General features: G+C 66.8%; 17 protein-coding genes and 1 tRNA gene. 12 read left to right on the top strand and 6 right to left on the bottom strand.

All coding sequences use genetic code 11. The annotated features are described in order from the left end of the window. Positions 1-63 precede the first annotated feature (63 nt). The 4 genes from ACFV9W_RS36965 to ACFV9W_RS36950 form a co-directional block, all read right to left on the bottom strand. On the bottom strand, positions 64-3,264 hold the full coding sequence (locus tag ACFV9W_RS36965) for a type I restriction endonuclease subunit R (protein ID WP_385770078.1): 3,201 nt from the start codon (positions 3,262-3,264) through the stop codon (positions 64-66). 19 nt (positions 3,265-3,283) lie between these two features. Next, positions 3,284-4,474 (bottom strand): restriction endonuclease subunit S, encoded by a 1,191-nt coding sequence (locus tag ACFV9W_RS36960; RefSeq protein ID WP_385770076.1) that lies wholly within the window; start codon positions 4,472-4,474, stop codon positions 3,284-3,286. Positions 4,475-4,557: 83 nt separating this feature from the next. Then, on the bottom strand, positions 4,558-6,570 hold the full coding sequence (locus ACFV9W_RS36955; protein ID WP_385770074.1) for an N-6 DNA methylase: 2,013 nt from the start codon (positions 6,568-6,570) through the stop codon (positions 4,558-4,560). 92 nt (positions 6,571-6,662) lie between these two features. Beyond that, complete coding sequence (locus ACFV9W_RS36950; RefSeq protein ID WP_385770072.1) at positions 6,663-8,894, bottom strand: N-6 DNA methylase; 2,232 nt, start codon at positions 8,892-8,894, stop codon at positions 6,663-6,665. Between the two features lie 152 nt (positions 8,895-9,046). On the opposite strand from ACFV9W_RS36950, the gene ACFV9W_RS36945 reads away from it, so the two are divergent. The 8 genes from ACFV9W_RS36945 to ACFV9W_RS36910 all read left to right on the top strand — a co-directional run bounded on the left by ACFV9W_RS36945 (position 9,047) and on the right by ACFV9W_RS36910 (position 19,635). Beyond that, entirely contained in the window at positions 9,047-10,273 is a 1,227-nt protein-coding gene (locus ACFV9W_RS36945) for a DNA sulfur modification protein DndB (protein ID WP_385770070.1), read from the top strand. Between the two features lie 138 nt (positions 10,274-10,411). Further along, entirely contained in the window at positions 10,412-10,930 is a 519-nt protein-coding gene (locus tag ACFV9W_RS36940) for a hypothetical protein (RefSeq protein WP_385770068.1), read from the top strand. After that, entirely contained in the window at positions 10,927-11,613 is a 687-nt protein-coding gene (locus ACFV9W_RS36935) for a hypothetical protein (protein ID WP_385770066.1), read from the top strand. The genes ACFV9W_RS36940 and ACFV9W_RS36935 overlap by 4 nt, the downstream gene beginning before the upstream one ends. 49 nt (positions 11,614-11,662) lie before the next feature. Then, a complete protein-coding gene (locus ACFV9W_RS36930; RefSeq protein WP_385770064.1) occupies positions 11,663-12,805 on the top strand; it encodes a Fic family protein in 1,143 nt (380 codons plus the stop codon). Between the two features lie 141 nt (positions 12,806-12,946). Next, positions 12,947-14,419 (top strand): DUF3375 domain-containing protein, encoded by a 1,473-nt coding sequence (locus ACFV9W_RS36925; protein WP_385770062.1) that lies wholly within the window; start codon positions 12,947-12,949, stop codon positions 14,417-14,419. Continuing rightward, positions 14,416-15,039 carry a DUF4194 domain-containing protein gene (locus ACFV9W_RS36920; protein WP_385770060.1) on the top strand — a complete coding sequence of 208 codons (624 nt, stop codon included), beginning with the start codon at positions 14,416-14,418 and terminating at the stop codon, positions 15,037-15,039. Before ACFV9W_RS36925 ends, ACFV9W_RS36920 begins: the two co-directional genes overlap by 4 nt. Beyond that, the gene (locus ACFV9W_RS36915) at positions 15,036-18,452 is read left to right on the top strand and encodes an ATP-binding protein (RefSeq protein ID WP_385770058.1); all 3,417 of its coding nucleotides are present in this window, start codon (positions 15,036-15,038) and stop codon (positions 18,450-18,452) included. The genes ACFV9W_RS36920 and ACFV9W_RS36915 overlap by 4 nt, the downstream gene beginning before the upstream one ends. 1 nt (position 18,453) lies before the next feature. Next, the gene (locus ACFV9W_RS36910; protein ID WP_385770057.1) at positions 18,454-19,635 is read left to right on the top strand and encodes a Wadjet anti-phage system protein JetD domain-containing protein; all 1,182 of its coding nucleotides are present in this window, start codon (positions 18,454-18,456) and stop codon (positions 19,633-19,635) included. 432 nt (positions 19,636-20,067) lie between these two features. On the opposite strand, the gene ACFV9W_RS36905 is transcribed toward ACFV9W_RS36910, so the two are convergent. Further along, positions 20,068-21,021 carry a hypothetical protein gene (locus ACFV9W_RS36905; RefSeq protein ID WP_385770055.1) on the bottom strand — a complete coding sequence of 318 codons (954 nt, stop codon included), beginning with the start codon at positions 21,019-21,021 and terminating at the stop codon, positions 20,068-20,070. Positions 21,022-21,186: 165 nt separating this feature from the next. On the opposite strand from ACFV9W_RS36905, the gene ACFV9W_RS36900 reads away from it, so the two are divergent. Then, positions 21,187-21,267 (top strand) — tRNA-Arg (locus ACFV9W_RS36900). Between the two features lie 84 nt (positions 21,268-21,351). Here ACFV9W_RS36900 and ACFV9W_RS36895 read toward each other — a convergent pair. Beyond that, positions 21,352-21,729 carry a nuclear transport factor 2 family protein gene (locus tag ACFV9W_RS36895; RefSeq protein ID WP_385770053.1) on the bottom strand — a complete coding sequence of 126 codons (378 nt, stop codon included), beginning with the start codon at positions 21,727-21,729 and terminating at the stop codon, positions 21,352-21,354. 262 nt (positions 21,730-21,991) lie between these two features. Here ACFV9W_RS36895 and ACFV9W_RS36890 point away from each other — a divergent pair, with 262 nt between their 5' ends. The 3 genes from ACFV9W_RS36890 (at position 21,992) to ACFV9W_RS36880 (ending at position 23,394) form a co-directional block, all read left to right on the top strand. Continuing rightward, on the top strand, positions 21,992-22,291 hold the full coding sequence (locus ACFV9W_RS36890) for a WXG100 family type VII secretion target (protein WP_385770051.1): 300 nt from the start codon (positions 21,992-21,994) through the stop codon (positions 22,289-22,291). Positions 22,292-22,361: 70 nt separating this feature from the next. Further along, positions 22,362-22,667 carry a hypothetical protein gene (locus ACFV9W_RS36885; RefSeq protein ID WP_385770049.1) on the top strand — a complete coding sequence of 102 codons (306 nt, stop codon included), beginning with the start codon at positions 22,362-22,364 and terminating at the stop codon, positions 22,665-22,667. 31 nt (positions 22,668-22,698) lie between these two features. Beyond that, a complete protein-coding gene (locus tag ACFV9W_RS36880; RefSeq protein WP_385770047.1) occupies positions 22,699-23,394 on the top strand; it encodes a hypothetical protein in 696 nt (231 codons plus the stop codon). The last annotated feature ends 7 nt before the right edge of the window (positions 23,395-23,401 follow it).

The following is a 23,401-nucleotide window of genomic DNA, read 5'->3' as shown; positions in this document are numbered from 1 at the left end:
GGTGCCGGGGATGCCCCGGCACCGCTCGCTCGCCTGCTCCCTGAGACATGACGGACCTGTACGTCAGAACCCGTCGTCGACCCCTTCTTCGCGGCGGATCATCCGCCAGGCGGCCTTGCGCGCACTGCGGTCGAGGCTCGACTTGAAGCCCTTGTCACCGCCGAAGTACTGGCGGCCGAGCCCGGCGATGGTGTCGATGTGGTCGGCCATCTTATCCTCGAAGACGTCGTCGAAGACCAGCCCGAAGTTGTCCACATCGTTGTTGGCCACGGCGGCGGCGCGCACCTTCGGATCGGCCTTGGCCTCCTCGAAGGGGCGCAGGACGTCCTGTTCGGTGAACTCGGTGCCGAACTTCTCGTTGAACTTCTCAATGAGCTCGGACAGCAGTGACTTCTCCACCTCCTTGGCGCCTCCGGCTCCGTCGCCAAACCCCTTCAGGTCTGCCGCTCCTTCGGAGCTGAGCGATACGTCGTACTCGCCGGTCTTCTCCACCCGCATGTGGCTGAGGTCGACTTCACCTATGTCCACGCCACCGTCCGCACGCCGCGGCAGCCGGTTGAGCAGATGACGGCCGTAGAGGTGCAGCCGCTCCAACTCGGCGTCCTGGTACGGCACGATCTGGGCGAGGAACCCGTACTTGCGCACGTAGTCGTTGAGGTTGGCGCGGAAGTCCTCGGCGGTCTCCACCTCCTCCTCGTCCTCGCTCTCCATCAGGGCGGTGAACCGCCCGACGGCCGGGGACAGGAACCGGTACAGCTCGGCGTGCAGCTTCTCCCACTTGGCCTGGGAGCCGCCCGCCTTCTGCTTCGCCTCGAAGTACGCGGCGGCGAACTCGTCCATCTCCTGCTCGGCGAGCACCGGCGCGGACATCACGCGTCCCTGCGCGGTGTACAGCAGATTCGGGTCGGAGGGGAGGGTGTTCGCCTCCTCGAAGTACGGGCGGAAGGCATCGCGAATGTCCTCGGCCTCGTTCACGAAGTCCAGGACGGCGAGGTCGGACTGCGCCTTGCGCTCGGCGGTCCGGTTCAGCCGGGACAGCGTCTGCACGGCGGCGATACCGGTCAGCGTCTTGTTCACGTACATCGTCGTCAGCAGCGGCTGGTCGAACCCGGTCTGGTACTTCTCCGCCACGACCAGGATCTTGTACTCGGGTTTGCCCCGGCCGCCCGCCTTGACCGCCTTGTCGTCAGCGCGCGTGTACGCGAACGCCTCGGGCAGCGCGCTCTCGGCGAGCCCGCCGTTCTCCTTGCTCTCGGTGGTCTCCTCACCGTCGACGGTGAGCGAGCCGGAGAAGGCGACCAGTACCCCGAGGTCCGGGTACTTGGTGTCGTAGTCCCGGTCCTTGATATAGCTCCTGATGGCGCGCGCCATCTGCACGGCTGACTGCCGTGACGCGGTGACGACCATCGACTTGGCGCGCCCGCCGAGCCGGCCGCGGGTGTGCGTGACGAAATGCTCCGCAATCACCTGCGCGTGCTGCGCGACGGTCGAGTCGTGGGTGAGCGCGTACCGGGCGAGCAGGCCGTTCGCCTTCGACGGGTCTACCTCCTTCTCGTCCGGGTTCTGGTTCACCAACTTCCAGTACGTGTTGTACGTGACGTAGTTGCGCAGCGGGTCGAGGATGAAGCCCTCCTCGATGGCCTGCCGCATCGAGTACGTGTGAAAGGGCCGGTACTTGGCTTCGCCGGCGATGTCGTCGAGCGTGCCGAAGAGTTCGAGGGTCTTGGCCTTGGGGGTCGCGGTGAAGGCGAAGTAGGACAGGTTCGCTGCTTTTGAGCGCTCGTTGGCCTTGCCCTTGAGCTGGTTGGTCAGCGACGACGTGGCTGCTGAAGTCGCGGGGGCCGTGGTGGCGCCGGGGTCCTCGGAGTCGGAGTCCAAGCCGAGGTCGCGCAGGGCAGCCTTGACGGCGGTGGCGGCGTCACCGGACTGCGAGGAGTGAGCCTCGTCGACGACGATCGCGAACCGGCTGCCCGCGATCTCGGTCGGGTTGCGCTTGATGTAGTCGAGCAACGCCGGGAACGAGTGCAGCGTGACGGTGACGATCTTCCCGGTGTCCCGGGACAGCGCACGGGCGAGCTGTTCCCCCTTGGCCCCGCCCTTCTCATCGATCTTCACGACGAGCCCGGCGGTACGCGAGAAGCTGCCGACGGTCTCGCGGAGCTGGGCATCGAGGTTGCGCCGGTCGGTGATCACGATGACCTTGTCGAAGACCGGCTCACCGGGGGTGACACGTGCGGTGGTGACGGCGTCCTGGTCGAGGGCGCGCGGGTCGGTGTCCGCGTGCAGATCGGACAGGCGATGGGCGAGCCAGCCGATGGTGTTGGACTTGCCGGACCCGGCGGACGCCATGATCAGGTAGTTCTGCCCGGAACCGTGGTGGGCGGCGTGCGCGGTCAGCTTCTTGACGACGTCCCACTGGTGGTAGCGGGGGAAGATCGTGGTCCGGCCGGCGCCCTTTTTCTGCTTCTGCTGATGCACGAAGCGTTCGAGGAGGTCTAGCCAGTTCTCCCGCTCCCAGACCTGTTCCCACAGGTAGGAGGTGGCGTACGCGCCGAACGCGGTGGGGGCGGGGTTGCCGGCGCCGCCGGGCCTGCCCGGGCCCTCGGAGCCGGTGTTGAAGGGAAGGAAGCGGGTGTTCTTGCCCTTGAGCTGAGTGGCGACGAAGACGAGATCCGGGTCGACGGCGAAGTTCGCGACGACCCGCTTGGCGAAGATCAGCTCGGTCGGATCGCGATCGGCGCGGTATTGCTCCTTGGCGTGCTCGACGCCCTGTCCTGTGAGCGGGTTCTTCAACTCGGCGGTGGCGAGCGGGATTCCGTTCAGGAACAGGGTCAGGTCGAGACGGTGGCCCCAGTCGGCCTGCTTGGTGGCGTACGGGAGTTCGCGTACGACGGTGAGGCGGTTGGCCCGGTAAGGGGCGAGGATCGCCGGGTCGGCGACGAGATTCGGCTTGAAGTAGGCGACGCGGAGCTTCACGCCGCGGTCCTTCACGCCTTCCCGGAGGACATGGAGGACGCCGTGCTCGGCGATGGCCTGGTCGAGCCGGCGGGCGAAACCGCGCTGAGCTTCGGCCTGACCGCCGTAGACGTTCGCGAGCTCGTACCACTCGTCGGGTTGGGTGCGGCCGATGAAGGTGCACAACTCGTTTGTGTCGAGGCCGAGTTCGGGGCGGTAGTCCTCGGGGTTCGCCTCGCGCCAGCCGCGGTCGAGGAGGGCGTCGACTATGGCGGAGCCGAACGCTTTCTCGTGGTGCACGTTGCTCATGGGGTCGGGACTCCGTCCATTATTCTGTTACGTTGCGGCCACTGGCGGTGGAGGCGTCGAATTGGCCGGTTACGGCGGCGGTGATTAGGGATTGGCGGCGTTCCGCGAGCAGAAGATTCTGCCGCGCGATCTTGGTGCGCAGGTCATCCAAACTTGCACGCTGCTGACCGACGTGCCGGACCGCCTTGTTCTGCGCGTCGAGATCCGCAGCGGGAAGGGGCCAAGCTTTGACTTCCTCGAAGCGGATATTTGCCATGGATTGAGAAGCACCGTTCGAGGAGGCGGCGCATAGGTCACGGATTCTAGTTCCTCGCGCCACCATCGCCACGAATTCCCCTGTCATACGCTTATCTAGGTGCACTCGAAAAATCTTGTCCGAGAGGAGAAGCTTTGCTCGCGTCTGGCCCACGACAGCCGTCGAGCCAACGAGCTGAGGTGTATTCGCTCGGGTGATGAGAAGATCCCCCGCCTGAACCTCGTGCTTGATGTCCGGCTCCAAATCTGGCGGGAGCCGCTTGTTCTCGTCGTGGATGAAGCGCCCTGGACGGAGGCAGCTGACCTTGAGAACACCCCACTCGTCCAGACCCGCAGACACTGCCTCTGCTTGGGGGCTCGTTCCTTGGTCGACGCCGAGAAGGAATCTCCTAAGAGGGACCACCCCCCAGCGCTCGGCGAGTCGATCGACCGCCGAGTCGAGTTGCGCCCTCTCTCGCTCGTCAAGCTTCTTCGCGACTTGTTCCTGCAAAAGGACCAGCTTGTCTATGCGAGAGGTCTCGGCGTCGAGGAAGTCGGCGATGCGGCGCTGCTCCTCCAGCGGAGGGAGCATTACTCGTAGCGAGCGAAGCCAGTCATTGTCGATCTCTACTTGGTTTGGGCGAACGCCTCGCGACAACGAAGAGTACTCCGCCGTGTAAGCACCGGATCGGAAGAGCCAATTGAGGAACCGATGGTCCTCGTCATGGGTTGGGCGAAAGCAGATGTAGTGACCGGACACGATCCCTCGGTAGGGAGATACGCCGACCGACCCTTGCCATGCCTTCATGCGGTTCACGACGAACCATCCCGGGTGAATCAGCTGGTAGATACTGCGGTCCAGCGCAGCCTTGTTGAAGTTATCGGCGCGCCCCTCCCGCCGTACTACGCCATGCTCGCGGTATACGCTGAGCAGCTCCTCATCGGGATGGTCAACATCCTTGATTCGCTCGAACATTGACCAGAGTGGCACTGAGCGCCAGTGAGGCGGCCAGGTCACAGGAGAGCCACTGGACAAGCGGTGCGTGTCTCCACTGAGCATCATTCCGCAACCTCCCCCAACAGCCCCTGAATCTCCGCCTCCAGCGCCTTCAGTTCCGCATCGATCTCCGCCAACGGCCGCGGCGGCTCGTACACGTAGAAGTGCCGCGTGAACGGGATCTCGTAGCCGATCTTCGTCTTCGTGTGGTCGATCCACGCGTCCGGGACATGCGGATGCACCTCGCGCTTGAGGTACTCCTCCACTTCTTCGCCCAGCGGCACGTTCTCGTAGTCCCGCAGCTCCGGGTCCGGTTCAGCCGAGCCCTTCACCTTCTGGACCTCGCCCTCGGGGTCCCGTACCCCGACCGCCTCGCGCATCGCCTTCATGAACGGGGCGCCGCCAGGCCAGAGCAGCCCGGCCGCCACCACCGCGTCCTTCAGCGCGACGAACGCCTCCGACTTCGTCGCCCAGGTCGAGCCGAGCAGCGAGCGCAGGGCCGACACGAACGCCTCCGGGTCCGGCACCACTCGCTGCACCGGCTTGGACTCCGTCAGCGCCGCCAGCGTCTCCTCCGTCACCTCGAACCGTAGCTTCAACGGCCGCTCCACCATGATCCGTTGGTAGCCGAAGGCCGAGTTGTCGAAGACCTTCACCTTGCCGTGCAGCGGGTGCTCGGCGTCCCCCGCGACGTCCACCGCCTCCGCGTACAACCGCGTGATGTCGGCGATGTGGTTGGGCTTGCCGTTCTTCCCGTTGCCCAGCTCCTTGCGCTTGTCGCCCAGCGACTTGCGCATCTTGACCCACTGGTCGCGGGCGTCCAGCAGCACGACCTTGCCTTTGTGGTCCGGGGCCTTCCGGTTCGTCAGGATCCAGAAGTACGTCGAGATGCCCGTGTTGTAGAAGAGCTGGTCCGGGAGGGCGACGATCGCCTCCAGCCAGTCGTTCTCCAGGATCCAGCGGCGGATCTCCGACTCTCCCGAGCCGGCCGCGCCCGTGAACAGCGGGGAGCCGTTGAAGACGATCGCGATGCGGGAGCCGCCGCCCCCGTCCACGTCGACCGACTTCATCTTGGACAGCATGTGCTGGAGGAAGAGCAGCGAGCCGTCGTTGATGCGGGGCAGGCCCGCGCCGAAGCGGCCCGCGTCACCCATCGACTTGTGCTCGTACTCGACTTCGTCCTTGACCTTCTTCCACTCCACGCCGAAGGGCGGGTTGGCCAGGAGGTAGTCGAACTTGTTACGGGCATGGCCGTCGTCGGAGAAGGAGTTGCCGGGGGCGATGTTCTCCGGGTCCTGGCCCTTGATGAGCATGTCGGAACGGCAGATCGCCCAGGACTCGGGGTTGAGCTCCTGCCCGTACACCTTCACCTTGGCGTCCGGGTTCAGAGCGGTGATGTGGTCCTCGGCCGCGCTGAGCATGCCGCCCGTGCCGCAGGCCGGGTCCATGACGGTGCGCGCGGCACCGGGGACGCTGAGCGCGTCGGCGTCCGGCGCCACCAAGAGGTTGACCATCAGCTTGATGACCTCGCGCGGGGTGAAGTGCTCACCCGCGGTCTCGTTGGACTGCTCCGCGAAGCGGCGGATCAACTCCTCGAAGACGTAGCCCATGTTGTGGTTGGGTACGGTCTCGGGCCTCAGGTCCAGGTCCGTGAACTTGCCGATGACCCGGTAGAGAAGGCCAGTGTCGGCGAGCTTCTTGATCTGGCGGCCGAACTCGTACTTCTCCAGGACCTCACGCGCGTTGTCGGAGAAGGCGTTGACGTAGAGCTGGAGGTTGGCCGCCGCCGTGTTGGCGTCGCCCGCGATCTTCTTCAGGGTGAGGGCGCTGGAGTTGTAGAAGGCGTGGCCCGAGGCGCGGCGCAGCAGGCGCTCCGGCTTCACGTCCTCGCCTTCGTACTTGGCGTACTCCTCGGCGAACTTCTCGCGCGTCGGTTCCAGGACGCATTCGAGGCGCCGCAGCACCGTGAACGGCAGGATCACCTTGCCGTAGTCGGACTGCTTGTAGTCGCCGCGCAGGAGGTCGGCGACGGACCAGGCGTGGTTCGCCAGTTCCGTGTGCTTGTTGCTGTTCAACGGTTTCCCTTCGGCGCCAGTCCGCGAAGAACGGGACAGACCGTGCGGATGTGATCCGATGCGATGCGATGCGTTGGAGCGGCTTGGTGTCCTTACCGGCTGGAACGGGTGGGGGCTACTCCCTCGCTGTCCCCCGACCCCGGAGGCACCAGTGTCCCGCTGGTCAGCCCCTCTGCGAGCGTCTTTGGCAGCAACGCGGCGAGTTCGGTCACCTGCCGCGCGGCCTGGCGCAATCCGTACAGGTGCCGGAAGGCTTCGCCGTATCTGCGCTGCTCCTCCAGGGGCAGGAGGGGGATGCGTAGCCTTGACGGATCGATCTGTACCGAACTGGTGCCGACCGAGGCGCTGTTGAGGTTGTCCTCCGCGGCGAGGAACCCGGCCAAGAACCAGGCGTCGAGGCGCTTCGGGTCGGGACGGATCAGGCGGACTCCGCGGCCGATCACCGCGCCGCTGTCCCGTTCGTCCGCGACGCGAGCCGTGGTGCCGTGTGCGCTGCGGATCTCCGCAAGCAGTACGTCTCCTTCGGTGACGATCACCGTCGTGTGGGGGACGGGCGTCTGAGGGTCGGCGGTGGCCCGCTGCCCCGCCACCACGTCGCGCCCGCCGAGCACGGGCCGGTTCGCGAACTCGGCGGGAGGCGGGGTGTCCCGCTCTTTGCTGGAGGGCGGGCCGGCGCGGTGCAGGGTGAGAGCCCCGCCGCGCGTGAGGTCGGCGAGCGTCGCTGTTCGCCACTGACGGGCTTCGGCGCCCGAAGCGGGCCACTCCTCCGCCCGCGCCTCGGCAGCCAGCCCATCGGCAACTTGCGCCAGTTCACGCCTCAGCCGAGCCGCTTGCTCGGCGACGGCGAGCGGAGCCGCCGCGACCGCTGCCGTACGGATGTTGCGGGCGGGGGTGACATCGACCAGGTCGTCGAGGAGGTCGACCACCGGGACAGCACGCGCCTGGCCCGGTACGTCCTCGAACGCGGCGGGGTCGGTGACGTACGAGGTCCAGTAACGCAGCACGCCCTCGCTCAGAGCGTCCCAAGCGGCGGCAGCGGCGCCGTCACGCCCTGCCGCCCCGCCGGAAGCACCCGTCCGGGCAAGCCGCGCGGTTGTCTTCCCGTCACCGCCGGCCAGGGCCGCCCCGTCCACGCAAAGGACCGAATGGTGTTCCGGGGCCGCCAGTTCAGGTCGCTGGAGCACCCACACATGCAGTCCGATGTGGAGGGGCGGCGCGACGCCGGCCGGCAGGGAGATGACTGCGCGCAACGCGCCGGTGCGGATCAGCTCCGCGCGGATGCGGCGGCTGAGGGACCGGGAGGCGGTGGCCGGAGTCAGGAGTACGACAGCGAAGCCCCCGGGCGTGACGTGGGCCAGCGCGTGCTGGACCCAGGCCAGCTCCGAGTCCCCGCGTGGAGGCACGCCGTAGGCCCAGCGCGGATCGTAGGCGAGCTCGTCATGGCCCCAATCACGGTCTGCGTAGGGCGGGTTGCACAGCACACCGTCCGCGGTGAGGTCCGCGAAGGCGTCGGCACGCAGAGAGTCCTCCGCACGGATGTCCGCCGAGGAGTCAGGGGCTTCGATGCCCAGGTGGATCAGGGTCCGCCTGGCCTGCACGGGCACGAGGTCCTGACCGTACAGATGCCGCGCGCCCTGCCGGGCCGCGGCGACGAGCAGCGCGCCACTGCCGCAAGCAGGGTCGAAGACCCGTACGGGATTACGGGATGGGGACCCGGCAGCGAGCAGCCGTGCCATCAGCTCGGCCACCGGGCCCGGTGTCGTGTACGTGCCGCCGGTCGTCTCGTCCTCCAGCTCGCGCTCCGCCAGCACGTCGACGGCGCCCTGGGTCTGACCGGCGTCGATGCAGTGAAGGATCGCTCGGAGCAGGGGTGCGTCCGGCGCAGTGTACGTCACGTCGCCGAAGTGCGCCTCGGGTGGCGCGGGAAGTTCACGGACGAGCGCTTGGGCCCGGGCCGCCACGTCGCTGTCCGGGAGGGCGTCAGCCGCGTTGAAGAGGTCGGGGCGCCGACGCTCGGCGAGCACGAAAGGCAGAAGGCGGACTGCCGCCTCGCGGGCGTGCGCACTCAACCGCAGCAGTGTGCGCAGCTCTTCGAGCGGCGGGATCTTCTCGCCGTGCCCGCGCCCCGCCAGCCAGCCGCGCACCTCACCCAGGTCGTACAGCGGACTGCTGTCCGTGCCCCCTGCCGGAGTCGGGAAATCCGCGTGGCGCCGCCGCCAGTTGCTCACGGTCGCCCGTGTGACCCCCGCGAGCCGGGAGATCTCCGCCGCCGTGACCTGGGCGGATGCCCCGGGTGCGGCAGAGGCGTCGGGCTGCTTCGGCATGGCAGGGGTTCCTCGCTGTTCGGCGTGAGCGACAGGCAACAGATTACACGCACCTAGATCCACGCTCAATCGTTTGACAGTGCTTTCATTCTCATGCTCAACTTTGAATGTCGCCAGCCTTAAGCGGCTGGCATCACTCCCAGGGGGAACCCATGACCATCGCCATGCCCACCGCCACCGTCGAAGGCATCCAGCTCACCGTCACCGCCTTCCGCCCGGACGCCGTCATCGGCACCATCGGGCTGCCCACGCTGCTCCAGCTCGTCCCGTCGCCGAAGGCGGAGGAGGACAAGCGGGCGCTGAAGTACGCCTCCGGTTCGGTGCGCCGCCACGCCGAGGTGCGCGCCCTGGTCCAGCGCATGCTGAAGTCGACACAGAAGGGGCGGAACGTGACCACGTACGCCTCGTACATCGCGAGCGGCGTGAGCGGCGGGCACGGCGCCGCGTGGTCCACGCCGCCCATCACGCTCTGGCTGGACGGCCAGCCCGGCGCGGTCGGCGACGAACTCGTCCCGGGCAGCGGCATCTGCCGGATCACGGTGCTTCCGGGCTCGCCCGTGGTGGCCATCGACGGGGAAACCCAGGTCGCGGCCTGGCATGAGCTGTACGACGCCCCGGAGCGGTTCGGCGTGACGTTCGAACAGCTGAGCCGGGTCCGGGTGCCCTTCGAGCTCTACTTCGGAATCAGCGTCCAGGACGCCCGGCAGATCTTCTACGACCGCAACGTCGAGGGCGTACCCGTCGCCAAGAACCTCGCCATGTCCATGGACCAGCGAGACATCGGCACGCAGATCGCGCACCGGATCGCCGAGACGGTCAAGGTCGAGCACGAAGGGAAGGTCGTACCGCTCACCAAGCTCGTCCAGAACCGCAAGCGGCAGCTCACCAGGACCGACCCTGAGGTCGTCACGCTCTCCGCACTCCGCGTCCTGGTCATCACCGCACTGCACGGTCGCGCGGGGCTGAACCTGTCCTCGTCCACGGTGCACGACGCCGATCTGCCGGACCACGTGGACATCGAGCAGGCCGAACGGGAACTCGTACCGCTGCTGTCGCAGTTGATCGCCGGACTCTCCCCCCACTTCGCGGCGCGTGACGCGGTCAGTGCTCCCGCCGTCCTCGCCGGCATCGGCATCGCCGCCCACCAGGCGACGAGCTGGGCGGCAACCGGCACGCGGCTGACCCCGGATGAGCTGGTACACATCATCGAACCGGTGCGCTTCGAGCGCGAGGCCCGCTACTGGGACGGGGTGGCCGCCAGCGCCAACGCCTCCGGCACCCTCAACTTCGGCGGCGGCGCCAAGGACTCCGGCGGCCGGGTGGCCGACGCGATCCTCGGCCCCGACACGGACCACGGCCGCCGGATCCGGGGCTGGTGACGAAATGGCGCCCGCACCGGGCCGTAACGGCTCCCGGTGCACTGCCCTGAATCCTGACGCCCGCCTGGCCGGGGCGGCTCAGCCCGCTCATGGCCGCCCCGACCACGCCACCCGCCCCACACACATCCGGAGGACAAAGTGAACGCACTCGAAATGCGTGAAGTGGAGGACCTCCTCAGGAACCTCATCAGGTCAGCAGGGCTCGACTGGCTGATCGACGAGCTCGACGAGGCCATCGCCACGGGCGTCGCGGAGGAGAAGCTGCTTCAGCGCCGCCGCGGCGCGTCAACCGAGGAATACGAAGCCCTCGCCGTCGCGGACGTGGGCACGGACAGCTTCCACAGGTCCCTGAAGCGCGGGGCATCCGTGGTGGTCACCACCCGCCCCATGAACGCCCGCGAGCGTACGGAGCTGCATCTCGACGCGCTGCGCCGGCTCTTCCTGGAACTCCCCGAGATCGAAAGGGCCACCCTCAAGATCATGGGTGCCGAGGGTGATTCGCACCGCGCACCCGTGCGCAGCGTTCGGTTCGTCCCCGACGAGGAGCTCACCGGGCGCCGCGACCAGACCCACGAGGTCGCCGCCCGCCTTCCCGAAGACACCCGCGCACACCTTCAGAACCTGTTCCGCGAAGCACGCGAGGAGATCAGCCGATGAGCGCCGTCAACACCCTGCTCCACGAGATCCAGACCCTGCTCGCCGGCCCCGGCGTCTCCTACACCTCCGCCTCCCAGCCCTGGGACGTCTACGAGGGCTACCTTTTCTCGCTGGCCACCTCCACCGCGAGCAGCCTGGGAGCCTCCGTCCATTACCGGGACGTTGACGGAAACACCGTGAACAGCCTGGTGTTCCGCACCAGTCCCGGACAGCTCTACAGCACCACGCACCCTTACACCCACGCTGTGGTGGAGTTTGACCGCGCCCCGGCCCTGGAGGTGCACCTCGGCGTCCAGGTCCAGGGGAACTCCGGCGTACTGCACGAGTGCGACGTCCTGATCCTGCCTGCCGACGAGGCGGCGCTCTCACGGCAGATCCGGATGGCGCCGCGGGGCAACAAGTGCCTCCTGGCCATCGAGTGCAAGTACTACACCGCCAGCCGGGTCGGCATCGGCCACGCACGCAACTTCGAAGGGCTGCACAGCGACCTGCGGACCGCCCGGAACCTGTTCGTCTCCAACACGGGGGCGTCGAGCGTGGTCAAGTATCTTTCCGCCCGCAAGCGCGGGTACGAGCGCGAGGTCGTACCCGCCAACGTCAACACCGTCGGCTACACCCGCGGCCAGATCCGCGAAGCGTTCAAGATCTACCTCGGGAAGACCGCTCCGTCCACAGTGATCTGAGTAGGTTCACACACTTGACTCCATGACACAATTATCGTGCCATGGAGTCATGCTGTACGCCACTCCGGCCCTGGACTCCGACGACCAGCGCGCCCTCGACGAGGTCGAGGACATGCGCCGCTCCCTGCGCCACATGCTCCGGGCCACCCCGCGCTGGACCCGCCAGCTGCGCCGCAACCTCACCGCCCGCGCGATCGCCGGATCGAACACCATCGAGGGATACGCCGCGACGGTCGACGACGTGGAAGCCCTCATGTCCGGCGAGGAGCCCCTGGAGACCGGCGAGAAGACGCGCGCCGAGCTGGAGGGCTACCAGCGGGGCATGACCTACATCCAAGCCCTCGCCGATGCCGGTGATGACTTCCAGTACGACGCCGGGCTACTCAACGGCCTGCACTTCATGCTGCAGGGCCATCACCTGGACAAGCGCCCCGGCCGCTGGCGCGACGGGCCCGTCTACGTCACCAGCCCTGACGACCCCCTGGTCCCCGCCTACACCGCACCAGACCAGGCGGACGTCCCTGCTCTGATGGCGGAGTTCATCGACTGGCTCAACGAGGGCGACCTCGACGCCCCCGTCCATGTCCGTGCCTCCATGGCCCATCTGAACCTCGTCAAGATCCACCCGTGGAAGGACGGCAACGGACGCATGTCCCGAGCCCTGTCCACCCTCGTGTTCTCCCGCGAGGCGCTGATGCCACCCGAGTTCTCGTCCATCGAGGAATGGCTCGGCCGGGGACAGAACACCTACGCCTACTACCAGATCCTCGAGGAGGTGGGCGGACCGCACTGGAGCCCCGAGCGGGACACCCGCCCCTGGATCCGGTTCTGCCTGACCGCCCACCATCGCCAGGCCCAGCAGGCCCAGCGCCGCTTCGACGTGATGTCGCGGGCCTGGACCCGTCTGGTCGAAGGCGTCGAGGCCACCGGTCTGGACGAGCGGGTGGTCTATGCCCTGCTGCCGGCCTTCTCGGACGCGAAGGTGCGCCGCACCGTCTACCAGCAGGACGCCGACCTCAGCGACCAGCAAGCCATCCGCGACATCCGGGAGCTCGTGGCCCGCGGCTGGCTCGTCCCCCATGGCAAGGCCCGCGCCCGCTACTACGCGCCCGGGCCCCTCATGGACCCAGTCCGAGACGAGGTCCGCCAGTCCATGGAGCCGTACACGGACCCCTACCGGCGCCGGCACTGACCCGCCCCACTCTCTGTCCGCCTCATCGGTGAACCTGCTGGTCAGGGACGTTTGCACCTGCATTGTCAGTGGTGCCTTCTACCGTGCATGCGTGGGTATCGAACGACTCGGGCAAGCTGCGGGCATGTGAGGGCGGGGTACATGGAGTACGACGATGTGGTCCGGCTGCGTAAGCACCATCCGGCGTGGCGTCTGCTGCGGGCCGAGAACGCGGCACTCATCCTGAGTTTCTTCGACAAGGTCTTCGTCGAGCAGGGAATCCGTTCGATCTCCGGCGTGGAGTTGGTCGACCGGCTGGATGACGAGCTGTATGCGCTGAACGAGCGGCTCGGAGCGCAGACGTTCCCGAAGTCCGCGAAGGCTTACCTCGACGACTGGTCGGCCACGCAGTCGGGCTGGTTGCGCAAGTACTATCCGCCGGATTCGGACGAGCCACATTACGACGCGACGTCCGCCGTGGAGAAGGCCGTCGCGTGGGTCCACTCCTTGGAGGCCCGTTCCTTCATCGGCACCGAGTCGCGCCTCAACACGGTCTTCGAGCTACTGCGGCAGATGAAGTTCGGGGCCGAGAGCGATCCGGAGGCACGGCTGGACGAGTTGAAGCGCCGACGCCGGGAGCTTGATGAGGAGATCGCTCGTGTCGAGCACGGCGAGGTGTCCTTGCTCGACCGCGCCGGGTTGAGGGACCGGTACCAGCAGGTGACCGCGACCGCACACGAGCTGCTGGCCGACTTCCGAGAGGTCGAGGCGAACTTCCGTGATCTGGACCGGGACCTGCGCCGGCGCATCGCTGTGTGGGACGGGGCCAAGGGCCAGCTGCTCGACGATGTGCTGGGCAGCCGGGAGAGCATCTCCGAGTCGGACCAGGGCCGCAGCTTCCAGGCGTTCTACGACTTTCTGCTGTCCTACCGGCGCCAAGAGGAACTGAAGCAGCTGCTGGCCGAGGTCGAGGCCATGGACGCGATCGACGACCCGGATCCGCGAATGCGGCGCATGCCCCACGCCTGGCTGGACGCCGCCGAACGCACCCAGGCAACGGTACGGCAGCTGTCCGAGCAGTTGCGTCGGTTCCTCGATGACCGCGTCTGGTCGGAGGACCGGCGCGTCATGGAGCTGATGAGCGGCATCGAAGCCCGCGCCGCCGGCCTGCGGGACATACCCGTCGATCTGGTCACAGAGGTCGATGCTATGGCTCCGACCATCACATTGCCGATGGAACGACCGCTCTACACGCCAGTGACCCGCACTCCGATCGACAGCACGGACATCCAGGCCGGAGACGAGGAGTTCGCTGCCTCCGCGTTGTACGAAGCCGTCTATGTGGACCCTGCCCGGTTGACCGCGGCCGTGGAGCGAGCGCTCGCCGACCGGGCGCAGGTTCCACTGTCGGAGCTTGTGCGCGCCGCCCCGTTGGAGCAGGGGCTCGCCGAACTCGTCGCCTACCTCGCCCTGTCCGGCGACACCTTCACCGTCGTCTTCGACGACGTCCGCACCGAGGACATCACCTGGGTCGATCCGGACGGGGTCGAACACACCGCGCACGCTCCGGTCGCCACCTTCGTCCGCGTACCGGGCAGCGCCACCCTGGCACATGCAGAATCGGAGAAGCCTTGACCGTCCCACCGCCGCCGCACACCCCGCAGACCCACAACCTGTCGCTGCCTGTGAACCAGCTGCTCAAAGGGCCGGTCTTTCGCGACCAGCACGAGCGCGCCTGGGAGGCGCTCCTGCAACTGCGCGCACGCGTGCAGGACCACGTCGACGTCATGGGCCTGACCGTCGTGATCGACGAGACCGAGGGATACGCGTTCCTGCGCTCCAGGCCCGACGACGAGCACGACGATCCTCGTTCGGCTCCCCCACGTCTCATGCACCGCCGTGCTCTCTCCTACCCAGTGAGTCTGCTGATCGTGCTGCTACGCAAACGGCTCGCGGAGTTCGACGCGGGATCCGGCGACACACGCCTGATGATCACCAGGGACGAGATCGTCGAGATGATCCGCATGTTCCTGCCCGCCGGCAGCAACGAGGCACGACTGGTGGACCAGATCGACACCCACATCAGCAAAGTCGTAGAGCTCCAGTTCCTGCGCCGATCCAAACAGCAGGAGCACCTGTACGAGGTGCAGCGCATCATCAAGGCGTACGTCGACGGGCAATGGCTTGCCGACTTCGAGCAGAACCTGGCCCGATACGCGGACTCCCTCACCACCCCCACGGAGCCCACGCAGTGATCCCGACGCAAACCACCCCTCGCGACGACGCACACCCTTCGGCTCCGCAGCTCCCCGGGTTCCGGCTCGACCGCCTGGAGGTCTACAACTGGGGCACGTTCAACCGCCGCGTGTGGACCTTCACGGTCGGCGGTGCCAACGCCCTGCTGACGGGGGACATCGGCTCCGGCAAGTCGACGCTCGTCGACGCCATCACCACCCTGTTCATGCCCGCGCACCGCATCGCCTACAACCGTGCCGCGGGCGCCGAGACCCGCGAGCGGAACCTGCGCTCCTACGTACTCGGACACTACAAATCCGAGCGAAACGAGACCACCGGCTCCACCCGCCCCGTGGCCCTGCGCAAGCCCGGCAACTACTCGGTGATCCTGGCCGTGTTCACCAACTCGGCGTACGACGCAACGGTCACCCTGGCTCAGGTCTTCTGGATGGCCGATGCCAACGCCACCCAGCCCGAGCGGCTGCTCCTCACAGCAGACCGCGCCCTGTCCGTCACCGAGGACTTCGCCGACTTCGGCACCGACGTACGCGCACTGAAGAAGCGGCTCACCGCCGACGGCGTACGGATACACCCGTCCTTCCCCACGTACAGCAAGGACTTCCGCCGCCGGATGGGCATCGAATCCGAGCAGGCCCTGGACCTCTTCCACCAGACCGTGTCCATGAAATCAGTGGGCAGCCTGGACGAGTTCGTTCGCTCCCACATGCTCGAACCGTTCGACGCCGCGGCGCTCACCGACACCATCGTGTCTCACTTCGACGCGCTGACCAGCACCTACGACGCGGTTCAGCGCGCCCGTGCCCAGATCGAGGCCCTGACGCCGCTGCTCGCCGACTGCGACCGGCACGACGAGCTCGGGGAGCAGATCGTCGAAGCCAGCGCTCAGCAGGAGGCCCTTCCCCACTTCTTCGCCCGCAAGACCTCCGCCCTGCTGGAGACGGATCGAGCCACGCTCACGTCGAACCTGCTGGACACGCAGCGCCGAGAACGCGAGGCCAAGAAGCGGACCGCAGACCTTCGCGAACACCAGAAGGCCCTGGAGCTGCGGCGCGCCGGCCTCGGCGGCGAGCGGCTGGGTGAACTGGAACGCCAGATCGCGGAAGGATCCCGGCTGCGCGACGCTCGGCGCGCCCGCGCAGACCACTACACCCGCCTCCTCGAACAGGCCGGTCTCGACCCCGCTGATACCGCCGAACTCTTCGCAGCCCGCCTCACCGACATCGCGTCCGCCAGGGACACCACCCGTACCGCACACCAGCAGAGCCAGAACGAGCTCGCCGACATCGCGGTCGAGACGGACCGCCTACGGCGTGAAGCGGACGATCTCAACTCGGAACTGGTCAGTCTCCGTTCACGGCGGGGCAACATTCCCAGAAGGCAGCTCGATCTGAGGTCCCGCCTGTGCCAGGAGCTCGGGATCGACGAGACGGAGCTTCCGTTCGCAGGCGAGTTGATCCAGGTACGCGAGGACCAGCAGGAGTGGGCCGGTGCCGCGGAGCGGCTGCTGCACGGCTTCGCCCTGTCCCTGCTCGTCCCCGTCAGCCGGTACTCAGCGGTGTCCGACTGGATCAACGACCACCACCTCCGGGCCCGTCTGGTCTACTTCCGCGTCCCCGACACGGCACCCGTCCGGCGCCCAGCGCGTTCCACGGTGCCCCTGCTGTCCGCCAAGCTCGAGGTCAAGTCCGACTCCCCCTTCGCGCACTGGCTGCTCGGCGAACTGGACCGCCGAGCCGGCCACGAGTGCGCCGAAAGCATGGCGGACTTCAAGCGAGCTGATCTGGCCATCACCAGACAAGGGCTGATCAAGGGAGTTCGGGGTCGCCACGAGAAGAACGACACCACCCGGATCGACGACCGCAGCTCCTACGTGCTCGGCTGGAGCAACCAGGCGAAGATCGACGCCCTGATCGAGCGAGCCGCCACGGTGCAGCGGGAACAACAGCGAGTCACGGCCGCCAACAGGACTGTGGCAGAGTCCCAGGCCAAGCAGATCGCCCGGGGTGAGACGCTGGCACAGCTGCAGCAGACCACGCAGTACTCCGACATCGACTGGCAGGGCGCAGTCAACCGCCTGGGCCAGCTGGAGGCGGAGAAGAAGCTGATCGAGCAGACCTCACAGGAGCTGGACGACGTCTCCCGGCGCATCGACTCCATCGGGAAAGACATCGAGGAAGCCGAGAACGCACGGGACGCCGCAGTCAGTTCCATCGGCCGCCTGAACAGGGACCTGGAGGACGTCACCCGCCGACTCGGCATTGCGCACAAGCTGCTGACCTCACCCGACGCCACCGCCCACACGGCACTTTCCCCCGCACTCGAAGGGCGTCTCGGTAAAGCCCACCTGTCCTGCACCACCGTGGACGCATGCGCCACCGCCGAGAAGCACCTCGAGGACGAACTCGTTACGGCGAAGGACAGCTGGGCACAGCGGCAGAACCGTCTCGGACAATCCATCGCATCCCGCATGGGCGCCTTCCGCCGCGATCACCAAGTAGAGACCACGGAACTGGACGACTCGGTCGCCTCCGCTCGCGGCTACCGGGAACTCCACCAACGCCTCGTGGCAGACGACCTGCCGCGCTTCCAGCAGCAGTTCAAGACCTACCTGGAGACCAACGTCATCCGGGACATCGCAGGATTCCACGCCCAGCTCGCCGGACAAGCCGAGCAGATCCACGACCGAGTCACCACCATCAACAAATCGCTCGCCGACATCGACTACAACCCGGGCCGCTACATCACACTCAAAACGGACCGGACCCCCAACATCGAGGTCCGTGACTTCATCACCGACCTCCGCGCCTGTACCGATGGAGTCGTCTCCGACGATCACAGCGACGTCTACACCGAAGAGAAGTTCCACCAAGTACGACGCCTCATCGAGCGCTTCAAAGGACGCGAAGGATACACCGACCTCGACCGGACATGGACCAAGCGCGTGACCGACGTCCGCAACTGGTTCGTCTTCAGCGCCAGCGAACGCCGCCGCGAAGACGACGCCGAATACGAGGTCTACTCCGACTCCGGTGGCAAGTCCGGCGGCCAGAAGGAGAAGCTGGCCTACACCATCCTGGCCGCCTCCCTCGCCTACCAGTTCAAGCTCGACCCGGACGCCACCCGCTCCAAGACGTTCAGGTTCGTCGTCATCGACGAAGCCTTCGGCCGCGGCTCGGAGGAGTCCGCCCGCTTCGCCCTGGGTCTCTTCCAGCGGCTCGGCCTGCAGCTGCTGATCGTCACACCGCTCCAGAAGATCCACGTCATCGAGCCCTACGTGTCCGCTGTGGGCTTCGTCGAGAACCCGAACGACTGCGACTCACGCCTCCGCAACCTGACCATCACCCAGTACCGGCAGGAGCGTGCCGCCCACACCCTGGCCGCACTCAAGTCGACCAGCGGCGGGAAGGCGTGAGATGACCACTCGCGACCGGCGGCGCTGGACCACCCCCGACGACGTCGTCAACCGCCTGCGCAAGAGATGGGAGCGCGGTACCTATCTCACGGCGCTCGCCGAAGGGACCCCCTGGGAACCCATCTGCATTCCTCTGACCGGCCCCAAGCCAGGCGACATCACCAGCGACCTCGCCGCCGTACTCACCTGGACCCGGTCATGGGCCGCCGACGCCGGGCCGCTACGTGTCACAAATCGCCGCGTGGGCGGACGCGTCGCCGGCACCAACGACCTTCCACATCAGGCGTGGGTCGATCGTCCCGAGAGCCTGTGGGAAATCCTCGGTGTCGCGGACGACGTCGATCGGTACTTGCGCCACCTGCGTTCGGCAGAGACAACAGCACCCCAACTCGTGGGATGGATCAGAGCCAACCCGCTGAAGGTCCTGGCCCACACCTTGGCGTGGCCACGGCTCCAAGCCACCGTCTGCTGGCTCACCGACTATCAAGGGCCCTCCCTGCACATACGGCAGGTCGACGTACCGGGCGTGGACACCAAGTTCATCGAGAACCATCGCGCAATTCTGGCTACCCTCCTGGACATCAGCCTGCCACCCGAACGCATCGACTCCACGTACCCGCGGGCGAACTTCGCGGAACGTTTCCAGTTCTTGAGGAAGCCCAGGTACGTCCGATTCCGCATCCTGGACAGCGGATCAATGTTGGCCGGCTTCAGCGAACTCACCGTACGAGCAGATGAGTTCGCTGAACCACCGCCGGGGATCACCAACGTATACGTGGTAGAGAACGAGACCACCTATCTAGCATTTCCCTCCATGCCGGGCAGCATCGTCATCCACGGCGGCGGCTATGCCGTCACACAACTTGCATCGCTGCCCTGGCTTCGCGGAACGCGCATCGTCTACTGGGGAGACCTCGACACCCATGGCTTCGCGATCCTCAACCGCCTACGAAAGCACTTTCCGCACACGGAATCGATGCTGATGGACAGGTCCACACTCATATCCCACCGCGACCACTGGGCACGCGAAACCGTCCCCACGGATGAACATCTCGAACTGCTCTCAGATGAAGAAGCAGAGATCTACCAGAGCCTGACCGACGGGGATTTCGGGCCAGGCGTTCGCCTGGAACAGGAGCGAATCCGATTCTCCGCACTCGAATCCGCGCTGGCGGAGATATAGGTCCCCCAGCGCCTTGCTGCGCCATAAGGAGCTCACGCTGTGGACGAGCTCAACGAGACATCGCTTATCTGGTCGAGTCGGCGTCTCAGATCATCGCTCTGTCCACTGATGCACTGCGCATACGTGGCAAACAGCATGGCAACGCTGGTGCCGGCCCACTCGGCCACCTGAGCAGGCGGAATGCCGTTGTTCAGCCACATCGTCAGCCTGGTGTGCCGAAGGTCGTACACGCGTTGTCCTGTCGGTGACGCATACACGTGGGGCGGCAGAGTTGCCCTGCAGGCGTTGTCCCACGTACGGCGGTAGACGGAACCGGCGAGGACTCCGCCGCGTTCCCCGGGAACGAGCCGATCGTCGGGGAGCAGGTTCGCCTCCTGGATACGCGCCTGCAAGAGGGTGGACAAGGACGGAGGGCACGGCACTATGCGCGTTTCACCCTCTGCTCTGGCTTTCAGACGTCGCCGATCGTGCCGGGTTCCACTGTCGGTCCACGTGCGCCCGATCTCGGGCTCGGCGGTGTGGACCACGATGTCGGCCCACCGCCCTACTCCCGAGGCAGGCAGGACAAGGTCCGAGACACGCAGCGCGACCGCTTCTTCCGGGCGCAGCCCCGTGAAGTACAACGTGGCGAAGAATGCTTGCAGTCTTTGCCCGCTGCGCCGCCTGCCGCTCGTTCAGCAGACGGCGCCGGTCGATCGCACTGGCAGACCGCTGTGTGAGGTTCCGCGACTCGGGAACAGGGTCGGCCAGCAGAATGCCGCGGACGATCGCATACTTCATCAGCAGACGCAGGACCCGTCGATGCCGCTTCTCGGACGAGGCCGCCGCCTGTCTCCCGTCCAGCAGCGTCCCTACTACCAGCAGCACGTCCTCAACGGCCAGCGGATCAGTCCAGACGTCCATGGTCGGAGTGTGCCGCCGCACCCAGCCGAGTACTGCGGCCACGTCATCCGGGGCCTCGTCACGACGGCCGGTGTTGAAAGCCCACTCGCTCAGGGCCGTACGGACCCGGCGGGAAGGGACGCCCGGTGGATCCCGGTCCATCAGCGCAGTGGTGACGATCATCAGAGTGCGCGCCGTGTTCTTCCGGTGATTCGACGACACACGCGGCCACTGGGCGTCCGTGAACTGGACGGCAAAGTCGTACCACCCGACCGAGGAAGCTTTCGGCTCATGCCGGTCCGGCAAGCCGGTCGACATGTTGAACGGCTCTCCGGCATGCGTCGCGGCCACCAGCTCCGCTCGGAAACCATCGGCCAGCGCGAACGTCTGAAACGTCTTGTGATGGCGCTTTCCACCGACGGACCAGCGGACTCCGTAGGACTCGCGCAGCTTCCCGGAGCCCCGCTCGATCTGCCAGACCCTTACGTCAAAGGTGGTATCCATGGTCGGCACCTCGATCAGGTCTGGCCCGTGGCGCCCCTCGTCAAGGAAACGGATCCCCGAATCGCTACGGACTCTCCCTCCATGATCCCACCACCAGTCGGCGAGCAAGATCGTCCCACATACGTCCCCCAAAACCGCTGACGATGCGTCACCGAGTTACAAAATGCCAGGTCAGAACGGTAGAGATAGCGTTAGACTAAGTGCTTTCTAAGCGCTTGGCCGCAGGTTCGAGTCCTGCCGGGGGCGCCTTTCTCAAGGCTCCGCTTCGGCGGGGCCTTTTTGCTGGGCGGGCGGGTGCCGGGCGGCGCTCGGGAGCTGGCCGCTCTCGCCTCAGGAGGCGGGCGGCTCGATTTCGCCTGCGAAGACGATGATCTGGTCGATGAGGCTCCGGCGCAGGTGGACGACGTCCGTTCCCGCCAGGCGGGGGCCTCCGGCCGGTGTGGTGAAGACCCACTGGTAGCGGGCCCACTCGCTGGGCATGTCCACCGCTGAGCAGCGCACCATCGTGCCGGTCCCCGCCGGGTGGTGCCGGATGTCCAGCACGAACCGTTCGACCTCCGCGATTCCCTCGCTGCGGCCCAACGGCCCCCAGAAGACCACGTCCGAGGTCAGGGCCTGGGAGAGCAGGGACGTCACATAGCTGTCGTCCGAGGTGTTGAACGCCGAGATGAACGTGTCGATCGCCGAACGTGCCGTCTCTTCCTCCATGCCCCAGTAATACCAGCCGTTGCGCGTGCACTCGTCGGGTGAGCCGCCTTCCGGTCACTGTGGTCCGGCCGAGCGCCCGCCCCTCCCGGCCGGTTGCCGTGAACAGTTCGGCGTCGCAGCCCCCGGCGGGCCGCCCCTCCCCTTTCGTCACCGTTCCGCAACAGCCCCCGCCCACCCGTGAACCGCCTTGTCAGGCGCCCCGTAGACCCCACTGTGCGCGGATCTAGGACCGCGGCGAGTCGAGATGAGAGAAGGACGCGAGATGGCCGGCGGCAACATTCAGATCAGCCCGGACGAGATGCGGGAGGCGTCGGTCTGGCTGCAGAACCAGAAGGAACTCATGCAGCAGAGCCTGCACGAGGCCAACACCAAGATGGACGAGATGGTCGAGGCGGCCTACGCGACGCCGGGCTCGGAGTCCAAGTTCCGGCCGTTCTGGGAGGAGTACAAGAACGGCACGGAGAAGGCCATCGAGGGTCTGCAGGGCGTCAGCGAGTTCATCAAGCAGGTCGCCGACGCGTTCGTCGACACCGACGACCAGACGTCCGGCTCCATCGGCTGACGTCTCCTCATGTCCGGCTCCGCCCTCGCTGGGGGCGGGGCCGGGCTGCCGGAGCGGGAAGGAGACATCGATGGGGCGCATCAGCGTTCCCGTACAGGACCTGAAGGACACCGCCAAGGAGCTCGAGAGCATCGGGGAGCTGATCGGGAACTCCGCGACCCTCTTCCATGCCGCGGGCGACGACAAGTCGTTCAAGGACTTCGTCGGTGACGACACGCTCGCCGACGCGCTCGACCAGTTCGACAAGGACTGGGTGGCGGGGCACGAGCGGGTCGCCGACAACGTGAAGGTCTTCGTGGAGAACACCGACACGATCGCCGAGAACTTCACGAAGACGGACGACGAGAGCGCCAACGCGCTGGAGAAGGACGCGTGACAAGAAGCGTCGTGCAGAAGGGAATCGCGTCATGACGCATCCGGTCACGGAGCGGCCGCCCGGGGCGCCCGCCGGTTACCGCCTGAAGTTCCCCGGCTCGTGGTGGCACCTCGATCTGGACCCCAATACCAGGGACGCCTCGATCCGCCGCAAGGTCGAGGCGCAGGTGAAGAACGTCCCCGGGCTCTCCCGCGAGCAGGTGGACACGCTGGTCCGCGACACCCGGCGCACCGCCCGCGACGCGTACGCGCAGGGTGCGCTGCAGGCGTCCGGGATGCTGCGGGTCCTCAACTACAGCGACGGGCCCGTGGTGCTCAGCGCCACGACGATCGTGCTGCGGGTGTCCGTGCCCGAGGACCAGTCGGAGGACCTCGCGGACCTGGTCATCGCCGCGGCCATGCAGCTCGGCAACGAGGCGGAGGGCTCCGGACTGCCCGTCGGCGAGGTCGAGATGGTGGATCTGCCCATGGTGGGTCCGGCGGGCCGGGTCACCCGGATCGAGGAGGTCGACCTCAAGGGGCGGCGAGTGCCCACGGCGATGCGGCACACCCTGATCCCGGTGCCGAACAGCCGGGACTACCTGGTGCTCGCGTGCTCGACCACGAGCATGAACCTGGCGGAGCAGTTCTACGAGGTCTTCGACGCGATCGCCGATTCGTTCCACTTCGAGGACCCGCCCACCCGGACCGGTGAGGCTCCCTCGAGCACCGAAGACACAGGAAAGTGAGGTCGCG

It is taken from the genome of Streptomyces sp. NPDC059897 (genome assembly GCF_042730865.1).
In the GTDB taxonomy this organism is placed as follows: Bacteria; Actinomycetota; Actinomycetes; order Streptomycetales; family Streptomycetaceae; genus Streptomyces.
The sequence above is the reverse complement of the archived record's forward strand: the minus strand, read 5'-3'. Positions and strand labels throughout refer to the sequence as shown.

Coding starts and splice junctions, on each gene's coding strand:
- ACFV9W_RS36965 (WP_385770078.1), bottom strand. CDS start 3,264: ATGAGCAACGTGCACCACGAGAAAGCGTTCGGCTCCGCCATAGTCGAC.
- ACFV9W_RS36960 (WP_385770076.1), bottom strand. CDS start 4,474: ATGTTCGAGCGAATCAAGGATGTTGACCATCCCGATGAGGAGCTGCTC.
- ACFV9W_RS36950 (WP_385770072.1), bottom strand. CDS start 8,894: ATGCCGAAGCAGCCCGACGCCTCTGCCGCACCCGGGGCATCCGCCCAG.
- ACFV9W_RS36945 (WP_385770070.1), top strand. CDS start 9,047: ATGACCATCGCCATGCCCACCGCCACCGTCGAAGGCATCCAGCTCACC.
- ACFV9W_RS36935 (WP_385770066.1), top strand. CDS start 10,927: ATGAGCGCCGTCAACACCCTGCTCCACGAGATCCAGACCCTGCTCGCC.
- ACFV9W_RS36930 (WP_385770064.1), top strand. CDS start 11,663: ATGCTGTACGCCACTCCGGCCCTGGACTCCGACGACCAGCGCGCCCTC.
- ACFV9W_RS36925 (WP_385770062.1), top strand. CDS start 12,947: ATGGAGTACGACGATGTGGTCCGGCTGCGTAAGCACCATCCGGCGTGG.
- ACFV9W_RS36910 (WP_385770057.1), top strand. CDS start 18,454: ATGACCACTCGCGACCGGCGGCGCTGGACCACCCCCGACGACGTCGTC.
- ACFV9W_RS36905 (WP_385770055.1), bottom strand. CDS start 21,021: ATGGATACCACCTTTGACGTAAGGGTCTGGCAGATCGAGCGGGGCTCC.
- ACFV9W_RS36895 (WP_385770053.1), bottom strand. CDS start 21,729: ATGGAGGAAGAGACGGCACGTTCGGCGATCGACACGTTCATCTCGGCG.
- ACFV9W_RS36890 (WP_385770051.1), top strand. CDS start 21,992: ATGGCCGGCGGCAACATTCAGATCAGCCCGGACGAGATGCGGGAGGCG.
- ACFV9W_RS36885 (WP_385770049.1), top strand. CDS start 22,362: ATGGGGCGCATCAGCGTTCCCGTACAGGACCTGAAGGACACCGCCAAG.
- ACFV9W_RS36880 (WP_385770047.1), top strand. CDS start 22,699: ATGACGCATCCGGTCACGGAGCGGCCGCCCGGGGCGCCCGCCGGTTAC.